This window comes from Streptomyces longhuiensis, from assembly GCF_020616555.1.
Taxonomy (GTDB): domain Bacteria; phylum Actinomycetota; class Actinomycetes; order Streptomycetales; family Streptomycetaceae; genus Streptomyces; species Streptomyces longhuiensis.
The window spans coordinates 4519145-4540515 of the sequence record NZ_CP085173.1 but is presented as its reverse complement, the minus strand read 5'-3'; the positions used below and the strand labels follow the sequence as shown (position 1 = coordinate 4540515).

Sequence of the window (21371 nt, the reverse complement as noted above, 5' to 3'; positions counted from 1 at the left end):
TGCGCCTGAGTGCGTCGGTTCGAGCCGGGCGTGCGCCGTCATAAATGTCACATAACTGGCAAATCTCCTTGCGGGTGTTGACGCCGAGTGTCCGTTTGATCACGCTTGTGGTCAGCGATTCGTGGCGAGGGGACGCCAAGGGTTCCGGTGACGGGAGCCCTCGGCGAGTACGGGTCGTGCCGCGGCGGCCGGCTCTCCCAGGGGCCGGGGGAGCAGGGCCCGGGCGCCGGGGGCCGGGCGGCGGTGCGGCTCGCATCGCCGTCCGGTTCTGAACTCCCGTACGGGACAAGCCACTTGCGCCCTACAGGATCGCGACCGGGGCCACGGGTGTGCCGGTGCCGCCGACGAAGGGCTCGGGCATCGCCGACAGCAGGAACGCGTAGCGCGATTCTTGTGCACAGGCTGTGGACAAGTTCTCCAGATTCCAGTTCTGGCCCTGGAGCATGCCCATGTCGACCAGGTCGAGGGCGTGCACCGGCAGCCAGAGGTTCTCGATCTCCGGCGGGAAGATCTCGAAGGTGAGGGTGTCGTTCGCGACCGCGGCCACGTCGCGCGCGTGGAACCACTCGGGTGTGCGCACGGACAGGCCGGGCGACGGATAGCCGTACGCGTGCTTGTCGCCCGCCAGGTACGTCTGGATCTGGCCGGTGCGGACGAGGACGATGTCGCCGGCGCGGACCGTGACGTGGCCGAACTCCGCTGCCTCGTCCAGGTCTTCGGGTGTCACGGCGTGGTCGCCGGGCAGCCGGTCCACGCCCTTCGCCGCGGCGACGTCGAGCAGGACGCCGCGCGAGACGATGTGCGGGGCCTTGTCGATGCCGCTGAACTGCGCGCCGCCGTGCGCCGTGATCGTGTCGGCGGGGCGGCCGTTGTAGATCCGGCCCGAGTGCGAGACGTGTGTCAGGGCGTCCCAGTGGGTGGCTGTCTGGAGCCCCATGGTCACCGCGTCGTCGCTGGTGGCGACGGTTCCGGGGCCGAACAGTTCGTGGTTGATCTGGACCATGGTGTGGAGCGGGTTGACGCGGCCGGGGATCATCCCGGTCTGCACCCCGTCCTCCTTGAGGGGCAGTGCGAGCGGAATCCGGCGGCCGGTGCGGACGGTCGCCGCGGCCTCGCGCACGACCTCGTCGGTGACCAGGTTGAGCGTGCCGATCTCGTCGTCGGCGCCCCAACGGCCCCAGTTGTTGACGCGCTTGGCCATCTCGTGGAACTCGGCAGGCAACGACATGAGTGCTCCCCGGGGGCTTGTCTTCGGGTATCTGACGGGTCATAGAATCTAACGATCCGTCAGAAACCGCGGGAAGGGGCCGGACGTGGGGAACTTCTTGGCAGGCAAGGTGGTGGCCGTCACCGGGGCCGGACGCGGCATCGGCAGGGCCGTCGCGCTCGCCTGTGCCGCCGAGGGCGCACGGGTCGTGGTCAACGACTACGGGGTGTCCATCGAGGGCGGCGAACCGGCGAGCGAGATCGCCGAGTCCGTCGTCAAGGAGATCGAGGCGGCCGGCGGCGAGGCCGTCGCCGTCGCCGACGACATCTCGACCATGGCGGGCGGACAGCGGATCGTCGACGTGGCGCTCGCCCATTACGGACGGATCGACGGCGTCGTCTGCGTCGCCGGGATCCTGCGCGAGCGGATGCTGTTCAACATGTCCGAGCAGGAGTGGGACCCGGTGGTCGCCACGCACCTGAAGGGCACGTTCACCGTGTTCCGGGCCGCGTCCGCCGTCATGCGCAAGCAGGGGTCGGGCACGCTCATCGGCTTCACCAGCGGCAACCACCAGGGCTCCGTGGCGCAGGCCAACTACAGCGCCGCCAAGGGCGGGATCATCTCGCTCGTGCGCAGCGCCGCGCTCGGACTGCACAAGTACGGGGTGACGGCGAACGCGGTCGCGCCCGTCGCCCGTACCCGTATGTCGGCGAACGTGCCCATGGAGCTCAAGGAGATCGGGGAGCCGGAGGACGTCGCCGCGCTCGTCGTCTATCTGCTCAGCGAGCGCGCCCGCGCCGAGAAGATCACCGGGCAGGTGTACACGATCGCCGGGCCGAAGATCGCGGTGTGGGCCCAGCCGAGGGAGCTGCGCTCGGGCTACGCGGAGGGCGGCTGGACCCCGGACAAGATCGCGGACTTCCTGCCGGGCACCGTCGGCGTCGATCCGATGCCGATGCTCGCGCAGCTGGAGGCGATGGCCGAGGCGGCCGCGGCGAAAGCGCGGCCCAATCAGTGACGTCGAGGCCGGGGGCGGAGGCGCGTTGTGGAGTTCGGGTTCGAGGATGAGGACGAGGCGTTCCGGCGGGAGGCCCGCGCGTGGCTCGCGGAGCACCTCACCGGCGAGTACGCCGTCGCCCGGGGGCGCGGCGGGCCCGGGAGCGAGCACGAGGACGCCGGCGTACGGCGGTCCTGGGAAAGGGAGTTGGGCGCGTCCGGGTGGATCGGGCTCGGCTGGCAGCGGGGCGGGTACGGCAACCGGGTCGCCTCGCTGACGCAGCAGGTCGTCTGGGCCGAGGAGTACGCGCGGGCCCGGGCGCCCGCACGCCACGGGCACATCGGCGAGAACCTGCTCGCCCCGACCCTGATCGCCTACGGCGACGAGGCGCAGCAGCGGCGCTTCCTGCCGCCCGTCGCCTCCGGCGAGGAGCTGTGGTGCCAGGGGTACAGCGAGCCCGGCGCCGGTTCCGACCTCGCGAACCTGCGCACGGCCGCCGTGCGCGACGGGGACACGTACCGCGTGAGCGGGCAGAAGGTGTGGACGTCGCTCGCGCACGAGGCCGACTGGTGCTTCGTGCTCGCCCGCACCGAGGCGGGCTCGCGGCGCCATCACGGCCTGTCGTTCCTCCTCGTGCCGATGGACCAGCCGGGCCGGATCGAGGTGCGGCCCATCCGGCAGCTGACCGGCACGAGCGAGTTCAACGAGGTGTTCTTCGACGGGGCGCACGCGCGCGTGGAGCACGTCGTCGGCGGCGAGGGGAACGGCTGGCGGGTCGCCATGGGGCTGCTCGCCCTGGAGCGCGGCGTCTCGACGCTCGCCCAGCAGATCGGCTTCGCCGCCGAGCTCGCCGAGGTCGTACGGACCGCGGTGCGTACGGGCGCGGCCGACGACCCGCTGTTCAGGGACCGCCTCGTGCGGCAGTGGGCCGAGCTGCGCGTCATGCGGTTCAACGCGCTGCGCACGCTCGGCGGCGCGCAGGACCCGGGCGCCCCGAGCGTCGCCAAGCTCCTGTGGGGCCGCTGGCACCAGCGCCTCGGCGAACTCGCCGTCCGGGCGCGGGGCGCGCTCGCCGCCGCCGGGCCCGGGGACTGGACGCCCGACGGTACGTACGAACTCGACGCCGCACAGCGGCTGTTCCTCTTCAGCCGGGCCGACACGATCTACGGCGGCTCGGACGAGATCCAGCGCAACATCATCGCCGAGCGCGTGCTCGGGCTGCCCAGGGAGACGAGGGAGTCGTCATGAGGGGTGTCGTGTTCGACGGGGTCCGGGCCGACGTGGTCGACGATCTCGAGATACGCGATCCGGGGCCGGGGGAGGTGCTCGTCGCCGTCGCGGCCGCGGGGCTGTGCCACAGCGACCTGTCGGTGATCGACGGGACCATCCCGTTCCCGGCGCCGGTCGTGCTCGGGCACGAGGGCGCGGGGGTCGTGGAGGCCGTCGGCTCGGGCGTCACGCATGTGGCGCCCGGGGATCATGTGGCGCTGTCCACGCTTGCCAACTGCGGCGCCTGCGCGGACTGCGACCGTGGGCGGCCGACCATGTGCCGCAAGGCGATCGGGAGGCCCACGCAGCCGTTCTCGCGGGGCGGCACGCCGCTCTACCAGTTCGCCGCGAACTCCTCGTTCGCCGAACGGACCGTCGTGAAGGCCGTGCAGGCCGTGCCGATCCCCGCGGAGATCCCGCTGACGTCGGCCGCGCTCATGGGGTGCGGGGTGCTGACCGGCGTCGGGGCCGTCCTCAACCGGGCGCGCGTCGGCCAGGGCGACACCGTCGTCGTCATCGGGACCGGCGGGATCGGCCTCAACGTGCTCCAGGGGGCGCGGATCGCGGGCGCTTCTCGGATCGTCGCCGTCGACGCGAACCCCGACAAGGAGGCGGTGGCACGGCAGTTCGGCGCGACCGACTTCCTGACCTCGGCCGACGGGGTCAGGGACGTCCTGCCGACCGGCGCCGACCACGTCTTCGAGTGCGTCGGCCGCGTCGAGCTGGTCCGTCAGGCCGTCGACCTCCTCGACCGGCACGGCCAGGCCGTACTCCTCGGCATGCCGGGCGCCGACGCGGAGGCGTCCTTCGTCGTCGCCTCGCTCTTCCTCGACAAGTCCATCCTGGGCTGCCGCTACGGCTCCTCGCGGCCTCAGCGCGACATCAGGCTCTACGCCGACCTGTACCGCCAGGGCCGGCTGCTGCTCGACGAGCTGGTCACGGAGACGTACCCCGTCGAGGACTTCGCGAAGGCGGCGGAGGACGCGCAGCAGGGGAGGGTGGCGCGGGGGGTGCTGGTGTTCTGACCCGCGCCTGCGCTGCCTGATCAGCGCCTACGTCGGCTGACCGTACCTACGCCGGTGACCCGCCCCTACGCCGGCCGGCCCGCGCCCGCGTCGGCCGACGGTGCCTGTGCTGTCCGGCCCGTGCCCTGCGGGTTCGTCGCGTGGAACGTGCGGCGGTAGGCCGTGGGGGTCACGCCCAGCGCCGTCTGGAGGTGCTGCCTCATCGACTGCGCCGTGCCGAAGCCCGACTCGCGCGCCACCTGGTCCATCGACAGGTCGCTCGACTCCAGCAGGTGCCTGGCCCGCTCCACCCGCTGCTGGGTCAGCCACTGGCCCGGGCTGACGCCGGCCTCCTCGCGGAAACGGCGCGTGAAGGTGCGGACCGACATTGCCTCCTGGGCGGCCAGGTCCCGCAGCTGGAGCGGTTCGTGGAGGCGGGCCAGGGCCCAGGCGCGGGCCTTGGTCGTGGTCGCGAGCTGGGGTTCGGGGACGGGGCGGTGGATGTACTGGGCCTGCCCGCCGTCGCGGTGGGGCGGGACGACGGTGCGGCGGGCCACCTCGTTGGCCACCGCGGCGCCGTGGTCGCGGCGGACCAGGTGCAGGCAGAGGTCGATGCCCGCGGCGACCCCGGCCGACGTCAGGACGTCCCCGTCGTCGATGTAGAGGACGTCGGCGTCGACCTTGATCTTGGGGAAGAGCCGCTGGAAGTGCTCCGCCGACGCCCAGTGCGTGGTCGCCGGGCGCCCGTCCAGATAGCCCGCCGCGGCGAGAACGTAGCTGCCGGTGCAGATCGACACCATCCGCGTGCCGGGCCTGACCCGCGCGAAGGCCGCCGCCAGCTCGTCGGTGAGCACGCCCTCGTCGAGGACGGGCCCGTGCTCGTACGACGCGGGAACGACCACCGTGTCCGCGGTCGCGAGCGCCTCCGGGCCGTTCCTGATCAGGACGGCGAAGTCGGCGTCCGTCTCCACGGGGCCGGGTTCCCTGACCGAGCACGTCACGACCTCGTACAGCGGCCGGCCCTCGGGGTCCTTGGCGCGGGTGAAGATGCGCTGGGTGATGCCGAGTTCGAAGGGGAGCACGCCGTCGAGGGCCAGGACGACCACGCGGTGGGGGCGCCGGGTGCGGGCTGCGGGAGTCTCGGGCATGACTCCGAGTGTATGGCCCGATCCTAACGAAGGCTGTCTTTCGGGCCACTCGTCCGGGGTGGGCCCGTGATCCGATGCTGTCTGCTGTGACGCACCCAACGGACATGACACCGACCACCGCGGCCGAGGGCTCGCCCGGCGCGGGCGCCTCCCGTCCGCCGCGCCCCCGTCCCCGTATCCACCGCGCCTGGTTCGTGGCCGCCGTCACCTTCGTGACGATCATCGGCGCCGCCGCCTTCCGGTCCCTGCCGGGGCTGCTGATCGACCCGCTGAACGCGGAGTTCGGCTGGTCCCGCGGCACCATCGGGCTCGCCGTCTCCATCAACCTCGCGCTGTACGGGCTGACCGCGCCCTTCGCCGCCGCCCTCATGGACCGGTTCGGCATCCGGCGCGTGGTCGCCGTCGCCCTGGTCGTCATCGCGGCCGGCTCCGGTCTGACCGTGTGGATGGACTCGGCATGGCAGCTCCTGCTGTGCTGGGGCCTGCTGGTCGGGCTCGGCTCCGGCTCGATGGCCCTCGCGTTCGCCGCGACCGTCACCAACCGCTGGTTCACCGCCCGGCGCGGGCTCGTGACCGGCATCCTCACGGCCGCGTCCGCGTCGGGGCAGCTCATCTTCCTGCCGCTGCTCTCATGGATCGTCGAGACGCACAAGTGGCGGCCGGCGGCCGTGACGGTGGCGCTCGCGGCGCTCGCCGTCGTGCCGTTCGTGTGGCTGCTGCTGCGCGACCACCCGGCCGACGTGGGCACCACCCCGTACGGCGCCGAGGAGTTCGTCGAGAAGCCGCCGCCCGTCACCGGGGCCGCCCGCCGCACCGTGGGCGTGCTCTTCAAGGCCGTCCGTACGGGACCCTTCTGGCTGCTCGCCGGGACCTTCGCGATCTGCGGCGCCTCCACGAACGGGCTCGTGCAGACGCACTTCGTGCCGGCCGCGCACGACCACGGGATGCCGATCACCGCGGCGGCCTCGCTGCTGGCCGTGGTGGGGGTCTTCGACGTCGTCGGAACGGTGGCGTCGGGCTGGTTCACCGACCGCTTCGACGCGCGGCGGCTGCTCGCGGTGTACTACGCGCTCCGCGGCATCTCCCTGCTGTTCCTGCCCATGCTCCTCGCGCCGTCCGTCCACCCGCCGATGATCTTCTTCATCGTCTTCTACGGGCTCGACTGGGTCGCCACCGTGCCGCCGACCCTGGCCCTGTGCCGCGAGCACTACGGGGAGGACAGCGCGATCGTGTTCGGGTGGGTGCTCGCCTCGCACCAGGTGGGCGCCGCGCTCGTCGCCTTCCTCGGCGGCGTCGCCCGTGACACGTTCGGCTCGTACGACGTCGTCTGGTACGCGTCCGGCGCGCTGTGCGCCGCGGCGGCCCTGATGGCGCTGGTCATCCGGCGCCGGAGCGCACCCGGCCCCCTGGTGGCCGGACTCGCCTGATCACTGCTCGAAGCGGCCGAACGCGCCCTTGTGGAACAGCAGCGGGGACGCCTCGCCGTCCCCCGTCCCGAGCGCTTCCACCCGGCCCACCACGATGAGGTGGTCGCCGCCCGTGTGGACGGCGTGGATCGTGCAGTCGACCCACGCGGGCGCGCCCGCGATCCGCGGCGAGCCCGTCACGGGCGCCGCGTCGTGCTCGACGCCCGCGAACTTGTCCGCGCCGCTCACCGCGAAGGACCGGCACAGCGCGCCCTGGTCCGCGCCCAGTACGTTCACGCAGAAGACGCCGGCGCTCGCGATGCGCGGCCAGGTCGTGGACGTGCGGGCCACCATGAACGCCACCAGCGGCGGGTCCAGGGAGAGCGAGGAGAAGGACTGGCAGGCGAAGCCCGCGGGGGGAGCGCCTGGATGTGCGGGCGGCGCCGTGACGACGGTGACGCCGGTGGCGAAGTGCCCGAGGACGCGGCGGAACTCGCCGGGGTCCAGTGGCGCCCGCTCGTCCTCGCCCACGGCCCGTAGCTCCGGACGCGGCAGTGCGTCCACCGGCTCGGCCGACGTGGGCGCACCGACCGACCGGAGGTACCTGACCACCGTCGCTGCCATTCCTGCGTGTCCCATCACACCTACGATTGAAGCTGACGATGCGTCAGATAGGAAGTGGCGGGCCTGAATTCGATGACGGCCACCGGCCGCGGAGTCGGCTACCGGCCCTCGTACGTCGCCTCGCGCCGCTCCTTGAAGGAGGCGACGCCCTCCTGCGCGTCCGCCGTCGTCATGTTGATCTCCTGCGCCGCCGCCTCCGCCGCGAACGCCGTCGCGCGGTCCGACTCCAGGGACGCGTTGACCAGCTGCTTGGTCATGGCGATGGCCCGGGTCGGACCGCTCGCCAGACGCGCCGCCCACTCCTGGGCCGTCTTGCGCAGCTCCCCGTCCGGGACCGTGCGGTTGACCAGGCCCAGACGTTCCGCGTCCGCCGAGGAGAGCGCGTCGCCGAAGAACATCAGCTCCTTGGCCCGCTGCGGCCCGATCAGGCGCGGCAGCAGATAGGCGCCGCCCCCGTCCGGGACCAGGCCGCGGCGCGCGAAGACCTCGATGAACCGGGCCGACTCCGCCGCGAGCACCAGATCGCAGGCGAACGCCAGGTGCGCGCCGATGCCGGCCGCCGTCCCGTTGACCGCCGCGACGACCGGCTTCTCGCAGTCCATGACCGCCGCGATCAGACGCTGCGCGCCGAGCCGGATCGTGCGGGCGACGTCGCCGGGCACGCGGGGCCCGGTGGCCGGAGCGCCCCGCAGGTCCGCGCCGGCGCAGAAGCCCCTGCCGGTCGCCGTGATGACGACGGCGCGCACGTCCGGGTCGCCGGAGGCGCTGTTCAGGATGCCGATGATCTCCTCGCGCTGGTCCCAGGTCAGCGCGTTCATGGCCTCGGGGCGGTTGAGCGTGATCCAGGTGACGGCGTCGGCGGTCGTGCACTCGATGGTGGCGGACATGACCTCTTCTTCTCTGTGCGGAGGGCGGGCACGGGCGGTGGGCGGTACCGGCGGATCTCAGTGGCAGACGGCGAGCGCGTCGAGCGCCACCGCGCCCTGGCCCCGGGGGAGCACCATGAGCGGGTTGATGTCCAACTCGGCGAGTTCGTCGCCCAGTTCGAGGGCCATGCGCTGGACCCGCAGGACGACCTCGACCAGCGCGTCCAGGTCCACGGACGGCGCCCCCCGCATCCCGTCCAGGAGGGGCCTGCCCCGTAGTTCGTCGAGCATCGCCCGCGCCTGGTCCTCCGCGAACGGCGGCACCCTCACCGCCGTGTCCCGCAGCACCTCCACGAGTACGCCGCCCAGGCCCACCGTCACCGTCGGGCCGAACAGGTCGTCCTGGGTGACCCCGACGACCATCTCGACGCCCCGCTCGACCATCTGGCAGACCAGGACGCCGTCCAGGTCGAGACCCTCGTAGCGGGCGATGTCGGTGAGTTCCCGGTAGGCGTCCCTGACCTGGCTGGCCGAGGTCAGGCCGACCTTGACCAGGCCCAGGTCCGACTTGTGGGCCAGCCGCGCGCCGGACGCCTTCATGACGACGGGGTAGCCGACCTGCCCGGCCGCCCGTACCGCCGCCGCGGCGCTGGTCACGAGCTGCTCGCGCGGCACGCGGATGCCGTACGCGCGCAGGAGCTGCTTCGCGGCGTGCTCGCTGAGCTGGCGGCCCGGACGCATCAGGGCCTGCGCCTTGCGGAAGGAGGGGGAGGGCGTGCGGGGCGCGTCGGTGAACGGGGAGCGGTAGGCGGCGGTGAACCGGTGGTGGTCCAGATAGGCGCGGACGGCCGTGATGCAGTTCCCGAACGTGCGGAACGTGGCGAGGCGCGAGGAGCCGAGGAGCGTCTCGCGGTAGGCGTCCTCGGTGCCGAGGGGCGAGCCCCAGACGACACAGATCAGCTTGTCCGTGCGCTCCGCCGCCTCCGCCAGGTCCCGGGCCAGCTTGTCGCTCATCGGCGGGAACGGGCCGGTGATCGGGCAGATCAGCACGCCTATGGACGGGTCCTGGAGGATCGACTCGATGATCTTCGGGCCGCGCCAGTCGCCGACCGGGTGGCCGCCGTTGTCGATCGGGTTCGCGACGTTGAGGTACTCCGGGATCCACTGGTGCAGCTCCTGCTGCTTCGCCTCGGACAGCGAGGGCAGGGTCAGGCCGGCGCGGGTGGCCAGGTCGGCGAAGTGGGCGCCGGTGCCGCCCGATATCGAGTAGACCGCCACCCCGTCCGCCCGCGGGGGCCTGGCCCGCGCCAGCAGGGCCGAGGTGTCCTGGAGTTCGTCGAGTCCGTCGACCCTGATCACGCCGAACTGCCGCATCGCCGCGTCCACCACCGTGTCCGCGCCGGTGAGCTTGCCCGTGTGCGAGGCCGCCATGCGGGCGCCCGTCTCGGTCCGGCCGACCTTGACGGCGACGACGGGTACGCCGCCTCGCGCCGCGCGGTCCGCCGCGAGGAGGAAGGCGCGGCCGTCCTTCAGGCCCTCCACGTAACACGCGATCGCCCCGACCTCGGGCTGCTCGGCGAAGTACGAGATGAAGTCCGCCGTCTCCAGGTCCGCCTCGTTGCCCGTGGGCGCCCAGTGCGAGAGCCGTACGCCCAGCTCCTGCATCGTGTAGAGCGGACGGCCCTGGTGGCCCGACTGCGTGATGAGGGCGATCGCGGGTCCGTCGAGGTCGTCGCGGAACTCGGAGAACGCGTTCAGGTTTGTGTTCGGGCCCAGCAGCCGCATGCCCGAGCGGCTGACCGCCGCGGACAGGGACGACTGCGCGGCCGCCCCTTCCTCGCCGGTCTCCGCGAAGCCCGACGCGAACGCCACCGCGAACTTCACCTTGGCCTGGGCCAGTTCCTCGATGACCGGCAGCGGGTCCGAGATGAGGAGTACGGCGAGGTCGACGGGTTCGGGCAGCGCGGAGACGCCCGCCGAGCACGGGATGCCGAAGACGGTCTCGCGCGTGGGGTGCACGGGGTGGAGGCGGGCGCCCACGCGCTCCGCCCACGCGATCAGCTGGCGCGTGATGCCCGTGTTCGGGCGGCCCTCGGCGTCGGACGCGCCGATGACCGCTATCGCTTCGGGCCGGAAGAAACGGTCCAGGTCGGGCACCTCGCGGTGCAGTGGCCTGCCGCTCACGTCCAGGTCGTCCGCCCTGCCGTGCACGGCAGGTGCCGGCTGCTCTCCGCAGGCGATCGTGCGGGCCCGGCGGGGGTCGGTGGTCAGGGTGCCGTATGTCGATCCAAGCATCGGGTCCGCCCGCTCCTCGACTGGTGCTCACTAACTGACGTAGTGTCAGATTACTGAACTGACGCTGTGTCAGGAACAGGGCTGCACGCAAAGGCTGTTACGGGTGTTCCCACGGGCGGGCGGGTTGGAACGGCGGGATGTGGCCACTGTGGGCGGGTGTGGCGGAGGGGATGCGGGCGGATGACGCCATGCGGGCATGCGGGCATGCGGCCCTGCGGGCGTGACGGCGGGCATGTGGAGAGGTGACGGGGTGGCGGTGGCCGGGGTCAGCCCGCGATCGCCTTCGCGATCTTCCGTGCGTCCAGGGCCAGTTCGCGGAACATGCCGCTGATCGGGTTCGAGTACCCCGTGAAGTAGAGGCCGGGCGCGGCGGGGTTCGTCCGCCGGCCGTGCGTGGTCGGGCGGCCCCGGTCGTCCAGGACGCCGAGGTGACCGACCAGGTCCTCCAGTGCGCGGCGGTAACCCGTCGCCGCGATCACCGCGTCGGGGGCGATGTGCGTGCCGTCTGCGAGGACCACCTTGCCGTCCTCGAACGCCTCGACGGCCGCGACGGGTTGGACCTCGCCCGTGCGCACGGCGTCGATCAGGCCGACGTCCTGCACGGGGATCGCGCCTTCGCGCGCCCGCGAGTAGAGGCCGGTCGTAGGTCTGGGCAGGCCCTGTTCCGTCAGGTCGGGCACGCTGAGCCTCGCCATGGGGCGGGCCAGGCGGTCCACGATCGCCACGGGCAGCCTGCGGCACAGGATGCCCGTTCGCTGCGCGGGCCAGCCCGCGGTGGACCGGCGCACGATGTGGGGCGCCGTGCGGACCGCGAGCCTGACGCGGGACGCGCCGCCCTCGGCCAGGTCCACGGCGATCTCGGCGCCCGTGTTGCCGACGCCGACGACGAGCACGTCGCGGCCCGCGTACGGCTGGGCGTTGCGGTAGTCGCCCGCGTGGAGGAGCTCGCCCGTGTACGAGGAGCGGCCCGGCCAGTCCGGCAGGCGCGGGGTGTGGTTGTAGCCCGTGGCGACCACGACGGCGCTCGCGGCCAGTTCGCGCCCGCCCGAGGCGCGTACGAGCCAGCCGTCCTCCGTGCGCTCCACGCGGGAGACGGTCACGCCGGTGACGATCTCCAGCCGGTGGAACTCGGCGTACTTCTCCAGGTAGCGCACGACGTCGTCGCGGGACACCCAGCGGCCGAAGCGGCGCGGGATCGCGAGGCCGGGGAGCCCGGAGAGCTTGCGGGTGGTGTGCAGGTGGAGGCGGTCGTAGTGGCGGCGCCAGGACGCCCCGACGTGCTCCGACTTCTCCAGGATCACGGCCCGTACGCCCCGCTCGCGCAGTGCCGCGGCCGCGGCGAGGCCGCCCGGGCCGCCCCCGATGACGTACACGGGGCGGTCCTGGGGGCGTGCGGCGGGCGCGGGCTCGGTGACCATGAGTGCGAGCGTAATCACGGTTCGATTTGATGGGTCTCGGTCAAGACCGGAATCGGTTGCGAATTCATCACGGCGTACGCCCCTTGCGGTGGTGCCCCCGCGTGCGCTGAACTGACGTTCCGTCAGAAACGGAGAGGAGGGCCCCGGTCGTGGACTCGATCTGGCTCGACGGCGTCGAATGGCTGGCCGTGCTGCGCATAGGCCTCGGACTGTGGTGGCTGGAGAGCTGGCGGCACAAGGACAAGAAGGGCTGGTTCGAGCGGGGCACCGGCATCGCCTGGGCCGCCGACGTCGCCGCGAAGCACCGGTGGAACGCCGTACGCAGCGGCTTCGGCGCGGTCGTCACCCCCCGGCCGAAAGCGATGGCGTACATCGTCGTCTACGCCGAACTGGCCCTGGGACTCGGGCTCGTGGTGGGCCTGCTGACACCCGTGGCCCTCGTCGGCGGGCTGCTCCTGAACCTCCTGTACCTGGTCCTGATGATCCACGACTGGGCCGAGCAGGGACAGAACGCGATGATGGCCCTCATCTCGCTCGTGGCGCTCTTCGCCATGTCCTGGCAGGCCTGGTCCCTCGACGCGGCGATCGGACTGTTCCTGTGACTCTTCCCGCGACCGTACGGTTCGACCTCCCCGAGCCCGACGCCTTCACCCGCCCCTACTGGGACGCGGCCGCCGACGGGACGCTGCTGCTCCGCCGCTGCCGCGCGTGCGGGCGGGCCCATCACTATCCGCGCGAGTTCTGCCCGCACTGCTGGAGCGAGGACGTCGTGTGGGAGCGGGCGTCCGGGACGGCCGTCCTCTACACCTGGTCCGTCGTCCACCGGAACGACCTGCCGCCCTTCGGCACCCGCACCCCGTACATCGCGGCCGTCGTCGACCTCGCGGAGGGCCCGCGGATGATGACGGAGATCGTGGACGCCGACGGCGACGAGCTGCGCGTGGGCATGCCGCTGGAGGTCACCTTCCGTCAGGTGGACGACTTCTCCGTCCCGGTATTTCGCTCGCGGACGTGAGGGGACGGGCGGCACCATGCGGGCATGACAGAGAGCCCCGCGTCCGTGCCCGGCTGGCACCTTACCGCTGACGTCGACGACTTCCTCGCCCGCGCGGGCGGCTACCTGCGCGCCGAGCCCGCCCTGCACACGGTCGTCCTCAGCGTCACCGCGAGCCTGCGGGAACGGGGGCCGGCGGTGTACGGGGCGCAGGGGCAGCTCTTCGGCGTGCTGTACGGACCGGACGGCGGCGTGTGCGGGACGTTCCTGTGGACGAAGCCCTTCCGGCTCCATGTCAGTCCCCTGGACAGGGAGCAGGCGGACGCGCTCGCCGTCGCGCTCCAAGGGCGTGCGGTGACCGGTGTGTTCGGGGTCGACTCGGCCTCCGCCGCCTTCGCCGACGCCTGGCAGTCCCGCACGGGAGCGGGGGCCCGCCGGGCCATCGAGCAGCGCCTGTACCGGCTCGGGGACCTCACCCCGCCGCTGCCCGCACCCGCCGGGCGGCCCCGCGTCGCCACCGAGGCGGACCGGGAGCTGCTGGTCCGGTGGCGCACCGCGTTCGACGCGGACACCGGCACTCCGGGCGGCGCCTCGCAGGAGTGGGCCGACGAGCGGATCTCGTACGGCGGCGTCACCCTCTGGGAGACCGCGGACGGCGTGCCCGTCTCCATGGCCGGCGTGACCCGCCAGGCCGCCGGAGCGGTCCGGGTCGCACCCGTCTACACACCGAAGGAGCTGCGCGGCCGCGGCTACGCGGGAGCGGTCACCGCCGAGGTCAGCCGCGCCGCCCGGGCCGCGGGCGCGAGCGAGGTGCTCCTGTTCACCGACCTCGCCAACGCGACGAGCAACGGCCTGTACCTGCGCATCGGCTACCGCCCCGTGCGGGACTTCGCCGTCCACACCTTCACCGCACCCGAGAACGGCTGACACCTCGTGATCGACACCTTTGAGATACGTGGCCACGGACTGCTTCTGCGCGGCTGGCGGGCCGGGGACGAGGGGGATGCGGCCGCGGTGCTGCGCGGGCTCGGTGACCCCGAGTTCCGGCGCTGGAACACCCCTCTCGTCCCGGTCGACGACCTCGCCGCCGCTCACGCGTACCTGCGCTCACGCCAGGAGGCGCTGGCGAGCGGCGAGTCCGTGGCGTGCTGCGTCACCGACGAGAGCACCGGGGAGGTGCTCGGGAACGTCGCCCTCAGCGCGATCACGCCCGCGTTCCGCAGCGCCCGCGTCGGCTACTGGGTGCTGCCCGAGGCGCGCGGGCGCCGCGTCGCGACCCGCGCGCTGAGCCTCGCGTCGCGGCTGGCCTTCGGCGAACTCGGCCTCTACCGGATCGAACTCGACCACGCGCTCGGGCACGAGGTGTCCTGCAAGGTCGCCGAGCGCGGCGGATACCGGTACGAGGGCACGCTGCGGGGTGCGATGTTCGAGGCGGGGCGGCGGGACGCCTTCCGGGACATGCACCTGCACGCCCGCCTCGCCACGGATCCCGAGCCCCCGGTGGCGTGAGGCCGCCCGGTCACGGCCAGAGCAGCTCCCGTACCCAGCCCGCCTTCGTGGAGCGGTACCTGAGGCGGATGTGGCGGCGGCGGGCGTCGCCCTGGAAGAACTCCACCTCGCGCGGCGCCAGCGCGTAGGCCGTCCAGGTCGGGGCGGGGGCGGTCGGGTCGGCCTGCGCGCGCTCCCAGGCGGCGGCCGAGGCCGAATCCAGTTCCTCCTGCGAGCCGAGGACCTCACTCTGGTGGCCGACCAGGGCCGCCGCCAGCGCTCCCGTCGAGCGGACGTGGAGGTCGGCCTGGCTCACCTCGGGCGACTCCGCGGTGACATCACCGCGTACGCGGATCTGGCGGCCCCGCGCCGGCCAGTAGAAACCGAGCGCGGCCCGCGGGTGCGCGGCGAGCTGGCGGCCCTTGGCGCTGCCCACGTGGGACGCGAAGTGGAAGCCGTCCTCGTCGGCGCCGTGCAGCATCACGGTACGGATGTCGGGCAGGCCGTCGCCGTCCACCGTGGCGAGGGACGGGGTGTGCGGCTCGGTCTGGCCCGCGGCGACGGCCTCGGCGAACCACTCGACGAAGAGCGGCAGCGGGGCGGACGGGGCCGCGGACGGGTCGAACCCGGGAAGTTCGGTGTCCCAGACGCGCAGGGACTTCAGGATCTCTCGCAGTTCCGGCATGCACCGATTCTGGCGGTACACGCGATCGCCCCGCCGACCGGTCCGACAGGAAGGCGGGGCGACGCGTACGCCGGACGGCCGAAGCCCGTCGGGCGAGGCCCGTCAGATCAGGTCCATCGCCGCGACCTCGTCCGGGCTGCCGTAGCTGACCGGGCCCTGGAAGCGGCGGCGGGCCGTCGCGAACCACCACACCGTCGCGATCACGAGGACGGCGACCAGTGCGATCGGCGCGTAGTTGAACGACGTCGCGTTGATCGGGGACGCCTGCGGCAGCATGAACAGGACGCTGCTCGCCACGATCCAGACCACCGCGACCGCCGCCACCGGCTTGCCCCAGCGGCCCAGGTTCCACGGCCCCTGCTGGAAGTCGTCGTGGCGCAGGCGCAGATAGATCGGGACGGCGTACGCGAGGTAGAGGCCCACGACGTTCACGCTCACGATCGCGGTGAACGCCGTGTGCGACCACCAGCCCGGCACCACGAGGACCAGCGAGCAGGCCGCCGCGAGCCACACGGCCTTCACGGGCGTGCGCGTACGCGAGGAGACCGAGTGCCACCAGCGCGAGCCCGGCATGGCGCCGTCACGCGAGAAGGCGAAGATCTGGCGGGTGTTGCTCGTCATGTTGGCCAGGCCGCAGAACAGCATCGAGCCGATGACGATCAGCAGCAGGAGCTTCGCCGTCGTCATGCCGAGCGCGTCGATGAGGATCTGCACGGGCGGCGCCGACGCGCTCGCCTCCGCCGCGTAGTCGCCGATCGCGAAGACGAGGGCCAGCATCAGGATCAGGCCGGTGACGGCGGAGTAGCCGATCGACCGCATGATGCCCTTCGGCGCATTGACCGTCGCCTGGACCGTCTCCTCCGACATGTGGAAACTGCCGTCGAAGCCGGTGAACGTCCAGCTGGTCACGAGGAGGCCGAGCAGGGCCGCGTAAATCCCGTTGGAGAAACCGGTGTTGTTGGTGAACTGCGTGACGACCGACGCCGACTGGTGGTGGTCCGGTACGGCGATCAGCGCGACGACGATGACCACCATGCCGATGAGGAGCCACCACACGGAGATCCGGTTGACCAGCGCCACCAGCTGCACCGTGTACGTGTTGGCGAGCGCCTGGAGCAGCAGGATCACCGCCGTGATGAGGACCGTCTGCTGCGCCGTCGCGTGGTACGACGGCCACTGCATGACGAGGAACGCCTGGATGAACGTCGCCGCCGCGTAGCCCGTCGCCGCGGTGCCGCCCACCTGCCCCACGAAATTCAGCCAGCCCGTGTACCAGGACCAGGCGCCCTTGTGCCGTTTCGCCAGCTTCCCCGCCGAGAAATAGAGCGCTCCGCTCGTCGGATACGCCGATGCAATTTCGGCCATCGACGCCCCGACGGAAAGCACCATGGCCGCGACGGCTATCCAGCCGAACACGAGAATGCGCGGCCCTCCGGCGTTCATTCCGAACCCGAAGGACGAGAAGATCCCGGAGATGATGTTGATGATCGTGAACGAAATCGCGAAATTGTCGAACGCCTTGAAGCGCCGGGTCAGCTTCCGCGGGTAGCCCATCGCGTGCAGCGTCGCGTCGTCGTCGAGCGCGGCGGCGGGCCGCCCGGATCTGCTCGGGGACGTGGGGGGAGTGGGTGCGCTGGTCAGGGGGTCGGACACCATCTCGGCCTTCCGGTGTGGGGGAATTTCCGAAACCTGTGGGGCGGTCGGGGGTCAGGTGCTGTGGGGGACCGGCAGGCCGCACGCGCGCCGCGCCCTGCTGAGCTGCTCCTCGGGGTCGCCGAAGACGCTCCACGGCATCCGGGACGCGTAGGGGCCCATGGCCGTGAACACGGCCCGCGCCTCGAAGGCGCACTGCGCCATGTGCAGCGCGTGCGCCAGGTACGCCAGGTCGAGGACCGGCGTGAAGCGGTAGCCGGCCACCTGCGGCAGCCAGTTGCGGTACGCGCCGAGCGCCGTCGCCTTCCACTGCGGCTGGTCCCAGGTGTGCTCGGCGAGGAGGTGCGCCGGGTTGTGGCCCTCGACGAGGGTGACCAGGGGCAGCAGGCGCAGCGGGGACGAGGCCGGGGCGCGCTGGCTCAGATACGCGGCCACGTCCCAGGCCGCGTTCGTGCTCCCGCCGTGCCGGGTGAAGAAGAACGCCAGGAACTGGTGGTGGGCCTCGCGGTGCCAGGGGTCGAGGCGCGTGACGTGTTCGAACTGGGCCCACGGGCCGCGGGGTTCGGTGAGCAGGCCCTGCGGCGCGCGGTCGCGTGGCCGCTGGAGGCGGGCCAGGGAGAGCCGGGCGGCCCACGGGGTGGGGTCCTTGGGCGCGAGGTCCGCGGCCCGGTCGCAGGCGGCGAGCGCTATCCGGCCCAGTGCCCCGATGCGCCGGTCGTGCGACTGGGCGGCGCGCAGGGTCCGGAACACGGCGACGCGTGCCCACAGCAGGGCGGCGTCGGGGCCGGGTTCCTCCTCGAGCCAGCGTTCCGCGAGGTCGGAGTCGGCGGCGACGGAGGCCAGGACGAGGGAGCGGTGGGCGCGCAGCCCGAAGTCGCCGTGCGTCTCCTTGAGGACCGAGTGTGCGCCGAAGTAGCGGCCCGCCCGCAAATCCGTGCAGGCCCTGGCCAGCTCTCGGTCGTCGGCGGCGGGATGCCAGACGTACTGTCCTTCGAACGAGCCGGCGGTCATGCTCCCCTGCCACTGTTCTGCTTTTCCTACGGACGACGGGGAGCACCCTACTCAGGAACATGCCCTACGGAAACTGTGCATCCGAAATAACAGGTTCCGGGTTGTTTATTCCGCGGCGCAGGAGTGGTCCGCGGTCGGTTTATTGAAATTGCAAATTTGTTGTGCCGATTCCCGGATTCTTATGGACGCGGCCTCGCGGGTGCGGACTCAGGACGTCCCGAGCACCACCGTTCCCGAGGAGCAGAACCATCCACCCGTACCGGACGCCACCGCGAGCCGCGGAAGCCGCCCGCCGGCCTTGCGCACCTGGCGCTCCCCGGCCTCGCCCCGCAGTTGCCGCACCGCCTCCACCAGCAGGAACAGCCCGCGCATTCCCGGGTGTTGGGCCGAAAGTCCGCCGCCGTCCGTGTTCGTCGGGAGTCCGCCGTCCCGCAGCAGCCGCCCCTTCTCCACGAACGGTCCGCCCTCGCCCTTCGCACAGAACCCCAGGTCCTCCAGTGTCACCAGCGTCATGTAGGTGAAGGCGTCGTAGATCTCCGCGAGGTCGATCTCGTCGGGTGTGACGCCCGCCCGCTCGAAGGCGAGCTTCCCGCTGACGGCCGCCGGGGACACGGTGAAGTCGTCCCACTCGGACATCGTCGCGTGTGACACGTACTCGCCCGAACCGAGCACCCACACCGGGGACTTGGCGCAGTCGGGCAGCAGGTCCTCGGCGACGAGCAGCACGGCGGCGCCGCCGTCCGAGCGTATGCAGCAGTGCAGTTTCGTGAACGGGTCCGCGACCATCGGCCCGTCGAGCACGTCGTCCACGGTGACCGGGTCGCGGAACATGGCCTCCGGGTTCGGCGCCGCGTTCGCCCGCGCCTGCACGGCGACCTCGGCCAGCTGTTCCAGGGTCGTGCCGTACTCGTGCATGTGGCGTCGCGCGGCCATCGCGTACTTGGCGATCAGCGAGTGCCCGTACGGCACCTCGAACTGGAGCGGTCCGCGGGCGCCGAAGCTCAGGTTCGACGTGCGCCGTCCGGCCTTGATGTCGGCGCGGGCCGTCGACCCGTAGACGAGCAGGACGGCGCGCGCGTGACCCTGGGCGATGGCGTCCGCGGCGTGCGCCGCCATGACCTCCCAGGTGGAGCCGCCGACCGAGGTCGAGTCCACCCAGCGGGGCTTGAGGCCGAGATACTCGGCGACCTCGACCGGGGCGAGGATGCCGAGGCCCGCGCCGGCGAACCCGTCGACGACGTCGGGGGTGAGCCCGGCGTCGGCCACGGCGCGGCGGGCGGCCTGGGCGTGCAGGGCGTACGGAGTGGCCTCGTCCACGCGGCCGCAGTCGGAGAGGGCGATGCCGGCGATGGCGACCCGGCGGGAACCGTGAAGTGCGGCAGTCATAAATCTGACGGTACATCAGATTTCCGAATCCGCCAGACGCTCTCTCCGTGCACATCTCTGTGCTTCCCGACCCCGCCGCCCTAACATGACGCCCCGTCAGAACAGGGGTTCCGGGGTCGCCGGACCCCGGGGAGGAGCCCGTATGGACGCCGCCTTCACCGCGGAACAGGACGAGATCCGCCGCACCCTGCACGAACTCATGAACAAACGCTGCGGCCCCGAAGAGGTCAAGGCCGCCGTCGGCACCCCCGCCGGCTACGACCCGGCCCTGTGGTCGGCCCTCGGCGGCGAACTCGGCCTGCCCGGCCTGGCGCTCCCCGAGCGGTACGGCGGAGTCGGCTGCGGAACCACCGAACTCGCCCTGGCCTGCGAGGAGTCGGGCCGCGCGCTGGCCCCCTCCCCGCTCCTCGCCACCGCGGCGCTCGCCGCCCCGCTCGTCCTCGCCCTCGGCACCGAGGCGCAGCGTGCCGACCTGCTGCCCCGTATCGCGTCGGGCGCCCTGACCGCGACGCTCGCCGTCCCCGGCGAGGGTCTCGCCACCGCGCTCGGCCTGACCGGTGACAACCGCGGCGACTGGTCGGGCGGCGGTCGCGCGGGCGGCGTCCAGGCCAGGCAGGACGACCGCCATGACGGTGGCTGGCGCCTGTACGGGCAGGCCGACCAGGTCCTCGACGGACACAGCGCAGGCCTCCTGATCGTCGCCGCGCACACCGGCGGCTTCGCCCGCTCGCGCACCCTGCTCTTCCTCGTGCACGGCGACGCGGAGGGAGTCGTCAGCACCCGCCGGACGTCCCTCGACGAGACGCGCCCCCGCGCCCGGGTCGAACTACGGCACGTGGCGGCCGAGTTGCTCGGTTCCGGCGAGGGCGACGAGGTGGCCGCGGCGCTGGCGGCCATGGGCGACGCGGCCGCGACCGTACTCGCCGCGGAAGCCGTCGGAGCCGCCGGGCGCGCCCTGGAGCGGACCGTCGAGCATGTGCGCCAACGCGAGCAGTTCGGGCGGCCCATCGGCTCCTTCCAGGCGGTCAAGCACCGCCTCGCGGACGTCTACGTCCAGGTGCAGGCGGCGCGCTCAGCGGCGTACTACGCGGCCTGGTCGGCGGGCTCAGGGAGCGGGGAGCGGACCGGCGGCCTCGCCCTCGCCCAGGCCCTGGAAGCGCTGCGCACCGCCGCGTCCGAGGCTGTACAGCTGCACGGCGGCATCGGCTTCACCTGGGAGCACGACGCCCACCTCTACCTCAAGCGCGCCACCGGCGACGAGCTGCTCTTCGGCCCCGTCCACCTGCTGCGCGCCCGCGCCGCGGAATCCGCCGAGCTCTTCACCCGTCAGGAGGTGACGGCCTGATGGCGCCACCTGGAGTGAGACTGCTGCAGAAGGTCTCGTCGACCCGCGCCTTCGCCCGCGTCGCCCCCCACTTCATCCCCGCGATGGACCGCGCCGTGCACCGGCTCACCCGGGGAAAGGTGCTGCTCAGCGCCCAGATGCTGCCGGGGGTCATCCTGACGGCCCGGGGCGCGAAGAGCGGACTCCCGCGGCGTACGCCACTCGCGTGCATGCCCGAGCGGGAGGCGGGCACCTGGCTGCTGATCGGGTCCAACTTCGGCCGCCCGGGGCATCCCGCCTGGACGGCGAACCTGCTGGCCCATCCGGACGCCGACATCAACTGGAAGGGCGAGGACGTCCCGGTCACCGCGCGGCTGCTCGACTCCGCCGAGCGGGAGGAGGCCTGGGCGGCGGTGCTGAAGTTCTGGCCGCCGTACGCGACGTACCAGGCGAGGGTGGAGCGGGAGATCAGGCTCTTCCGGCTGGAGCGCCGATAGGGCGGACCGGAGCATGACGGAACTGCAACAGCGGCGGCTCACGTGACACGCGAACCGCCGCTGCTCGACAGGAACTGGAAAACCCGAAGGACTGCTCCA

The 21371-nt window shown here is 72.4% G+C and carries 20 protein-coding genes; 10 read left to right on the top strand and 10 right to left on the bottom strand.

What is annotated here, in order from left to right; genetic code table 11:
* Positions 1-301 precede the first annotated feature (301 nt).
* Positions 302-1228, bottom strand: a complete 927-nt coding sequence (locus tag LGI35_RS21000) for a cyclase family protein (protein ID WP_227295396.1) — start codon at positions 1226-1228, stop codon at positions 302-304.
* 85 nt (positions 1229-1313) lie between these two features.
* Here LGI35_RS21000 and LGI35_RS20995 point away from each other — a divergent pair, with 85 nt between their 5' ends.
* Genes LGI35_RS20995 through LGI35_RS20985 form a run of 3 tightly spaced genes read left to right on the top strand, consistent with a single transcriptional unit; the run spans position 1314 to position 4498 of the window.
* Complete coding sequence (locus LGI35_RS20995) at positions 1314-2225, top strand: SDR family NAD(P)-dependent oxidoreductase (RefSeq protein WP_227295394.1); 912 nt, start codon at positions 1314-1316, stop codon at positions 2223-2225.
* A 27-nt stretch (positions 2226-2252) separates the two neighbouring features.
* Positions 2253-3452, top strand: coding sequence for an acyl-CoA dehydrogenase family protein (locus tag LGI35_RS20990; protein ID WP_227295393.1), 1200 nt, complete (start codon positions 2253-2255; stop codon positions 3450-3452).
* Entirely contained in the window at positions 3449-4498 is a 1050-nt protein-coding gene (locus tag LGI35_RS20985) for a Zn-dependent alcohol dehydrogenase (RefSeq protein ID WP_227295391.1), read from the top strand. The genes LGI35_RS20990 and LGI35_RS20985 overlap by 4 nt, the downstream gene beginning before the upstream one ends.
* Before the next feature lie 65 nt (positions 4499-4563).
* Here the strand turns inward: LGI35_RS20985 and LGI35_RS20980 are convergent, their stop codons facing one another.
* Positions 4564-5625 (bottom strand): GlxA family transcriptional regulator, encoded by a 1062-nt coding sequence (locus LGI35_RS20980; RefSeq protein WP_227295389.1) that lies wholly within the window; start codon positions 5623-5625, stop codon positions 4564-4566.
* Positions 5626-5729: 104 nt separating this feature from the next.
* Here LGI35_RS20980 and LGI35_RS20975 point away from each other — a divergent pair, with 104 nt between their 5' ends.
* Positions 5730-7052: an MFS transporter gene (locus tag LGI35_RS20975; protein WP_227295387.1), complete on the top strand. Its 1323-nt coding sequence runs from the start codon at positions 5730-5732 to the stop codon at positions 7050-7052.
* On the opposite strand, the gene LGI35_RS20970 is transcribed toward LGI35_RS20975, so the two are convergent.
* The 4 genes from LGI35_RS20970 to LGI35_RS20955 form a co-directional block, all read right to left on the bottom strand.
* Positions 7053-7670 (bottom strand): flavin reductase family protein, encoded by a 618-nt coding sequence (locus LGI35_RS20970; protein ID WP_227295385.1) that lies wholly within the window; start codon positions 7668-7670, stop codon positions 7053-7055.
* An 83-nt stretch (positions 7671-7753) separates the two neighbouring features.
* On the bottom strand, positions 7754-8542 hold the full coding sequence (locus tag LGI35_RS20965; RefSeq protein WP_227295383.1) for an enoyl-CoA hydratase/isomerase family protein: 789 nt from the start codon (positions 8540-8542) through the stop codon (positions 7754-7756).
* Positions 8543-8599: 57 nt separating this feature from the next.
* Positions 8600-10816: an acetate--CoA ligase family protein gene (locus LGI35_RS20960; RefSeq protein ID WP_227295381.1), complete on the bottom strand. Its 2217-nt coding sequence runs from the start codon at positions 10814-10816 to the stop codon at positions 8600-8602.
* 266 nt (positions 10817-11082) lie between these two features.
* On the bottom strand, positions 11083-12234 hold the full coding sequence (locus LGI35_RS20955; RefSeq protein ID WP_227295379.1) for a flavin-containing monooxygenase: 1152 nt from the start codon (positions 12232-12234) through the stop codon (positions 11083-11085).
* A 149-nt stretch (positions 12235-12383) separates the two neighbouring features.
* Here LGI35_RS20955 and LGI35_RS20950 point away from each other — a divergent pair, with 149 nt between their 5' ends.
* From LGI35_RS20950 to LGI35_RS20935, 4 genes are read left to right on the top strand one after another with little or no spacing between them, the layout of a single operon-like run.
* Positions 12384-12836, top strand: a complete 453-nt coding sequence (locus LGI35_RS20950) for a DoxX family protein (RefSeq protein WP_227295377.1) — start codon at positions 12384-12386, stop codon at positions 12834-12836.
* Complete coding sequence (locus LGI35_RS20945) at positions 12833-13249, top strand: Zn-ribbon domain-containing OB-fold protein (protein WP_227295375.1); 417 nt, start codon at positions 12833-12835, stop codon at positions 13247-13249. The genes LGI35_RS20950 and LGI35_RS20945 overlap by 4 nt, the downstream gene beginning before the upstream one ends.
* 24 nt (positions 13250-13273) lie before the next feature.
* Positions 13274-14155, top strand: a complete 882-nt coding sequence (locus LGI35_RS20940; protein WP_227295373.1) for a GNAT family N-acetyltransferase — start codon at positions 13274-13276, stop codon at positions 14153-14155.
* Positions 14156-14161: 6 nt separating this feature from the next.
* Positions 14162-14737 (top strand): GNAT family N-acetyltransferase, encoded by a 576-nt coding sequence (locus LGI35_RS20935; protein ID WP_227295371.1) that lies wholly within the window; start codon positions 14162-14164, stop codon positions 14735-14737.
* 10 nt (positions 14738-14747) lie between these two features.
* Here the strand turns inward: LGI35_RS20935 and LGI35_RS20930 are convergent, their stop codons facing one another.
* The 4 genes from LGI35_RS20930 to LGI35_RS20915 form a co-directional block, all read right to left on the bottom strand.
* On the bottom strand, positions 14748-15401 hold the full coding sequence (locus tag LGI35_RS20930) for a pyridoxine/pyridoxamine 5'-phosphate oxidase (protein WP_227295370.1): 654 nt from the start codon (positions 15399-15401) through the stop codon (positions 14748-14750).
* A 102-nt stretch (positions 15402-15503) separates the two neighbouring features.
* Positions 15504-16955: an amino acid permease gene (locus LGI35_RS20925; RefSeq protein WP_227300411.1), complete on the bottom strand. Its 1452-nt coding sequence runs from the start codon at positions 16953-16955 to the stop codon at positions 15504-15506.
* 153 nt (positions 16956-17108) lie between these two features.
* Positions 17109-18065 carry a hypothetical protein gene (locus tag LGI35_RS20920; protein WP_227295368.1) on the bottom strand — a complete coding sequence of 319 codons (957 nt, stop codon included), beginning with the start codon at positions 18063-18065 and terminating at the stop codon, positions 17109-17111.
* A gap of 207 nt (positions 18066-18272) precedes the next feature.
* Positions 18273-19451: a thiolase C-terminal domain-containing protein gene (locus tag LGI35_RS20915; RefSeq protein WP_227295366.1), complete on the bottom strand. Its 1179-nt coding sequence runs from the start codon at positions 19449-19451 to the stop codon at positions 18273-18275.
* A 142-nt stretch (positions 19452-19593) separates the two neighbouring features.
* On the opposite strand from LGI35_RS20915, the gene LGI35_RS20910 reads away from it, so the two are divergent.
* Positions 19594-20796 carry an acyl-CoA dehydrogenase family protein gene (locus tag LGI35_RS20910; RefSeq protein WP_227295364.1) on the top strand — a complete coding sequence of 401 codons (1203 nt, stop codon included), beginning with the start codon at positions 19594-19596 and terminating at the stop codon, positions 20794-20796.
* Positions 20796-21272: a nitroreductase family deazaflavin-dependent oxidoreductase gene (locus LGI35_RS20905; protein WP_227295362.1), complete on the top strand. Its 477-nt coding sequence runs from the start codon at positions 20796-20798 to the stop codon at positions 21270-21272. Before LGI35_RS20910 ends, LGI35_RS20905 begins: the two co-directional genes overlap by 1 nt.
* Positions 21273-21371: the final 99 nt, after the last annotated feature.

Coding starts and splice junctions, on each gene's coding strand:
- LGI35_RS21000 (WP_227295396.1), bottom strand. CDS start 1,228: ATGTCGTTGCCTGCCGAGTTCCACGAGATGGCCAAGCGCGTCAACAAC.
- LGI35_RS20985 (WP_227295391.1), top strand. CDS start 3,449: ATGAGGGGTGTCGTGTTCGACGGGGTCCGGGCCGACGTGGTCGACGAT.
- LGI35_RS20980 (WP_227295389.1), bottom strand. CDS start 5,625: ATGCCCGAGACTCCCGCAGCCCGCACCCGGCGCCCCCACCGCGTGGTC.
- LGI35_RS20975 (WP_227295387.1), top strand. CDS start 5,730: ATGACACCGACCACCGCGGCCGAGGGCTCGCCCGGCGCGGGCGCCTCC.
- LGI35_RS20970 (WP_227295385.1), bottom strand. CDS start 7,670: ATGGGACACGCAGGAATGGCAGCGACGGTGGTCAGGTACCTCCGGTCG.
- LGI35_RS20965 (WP_227295383.1), bottom strand. CDS start 8,542: ATGTCCGCCACCATCGAGTGCACGACCGCCGACGCCGTCACCTGGATC.
- LGI35_RS20960 (WP_227295381.1), bottom strand. CDS start 10,816: ATGCTTGGATCGACATACGGCACCCTGACCACCGACCCCCGCCGGGCC.
- LGI35_RS20955 (WP_227295379.1), bottom strand. CDS start 12,234: ATGGTCACCGAGCCCGCGCCCGCCGCACGCCCCCAGGACCGCCCCGTG.
- LGI35_RS20940 (WP_227295373.1), top strand. CDS start 13,274: ATGACAGAGAGCCCCGCGTCCGTGCCCGGCTGGCACCTTACCGCTGAC.
- LGI35_RS20930 (WP_227295370.1), bottom strand. CDS start 15,401: ATGCCGGAACTGCGAGAGATCCTGAAGTCCCTGCGCGTCTGGGACACC.
- LGI35_RS20925 (WP_227300411.1), bottom strand. CDS start 16,955: ATGGGCTACCCGCGGAAGCTGACCCGGCGCTTCAAGGCGTTCGACAAT.
- LGI35_RS20920 (WP_227295368.1), bottom strand. CDS start 18,065: ATGACCGCCGGCTCGTTCGAAGGACAGTACGTCTGGCATCCCGCCGCC.
- LGI35_RS20915 (WP_227295366.1), bottom strand. CDS start 19,451: ATGACTGCCGCACTTCACGGTTCCCGCCGGGTCGCCATCGCCGGCATC.
- LGI35_RS20910 (WP_227295364.1), top strand. CDS start 19,594: ATGGACGCCGCCTTCACCGCGGAACAGGACGAGATCCGCCGCACCCTG.
- LGI35_RS20905 (WP_227295362.1), top strand. CDS start 20,796: ATGGCGCCACCTGGAGTGAGACTGCTGCAGAAGGTCTCGTCGACCCGC.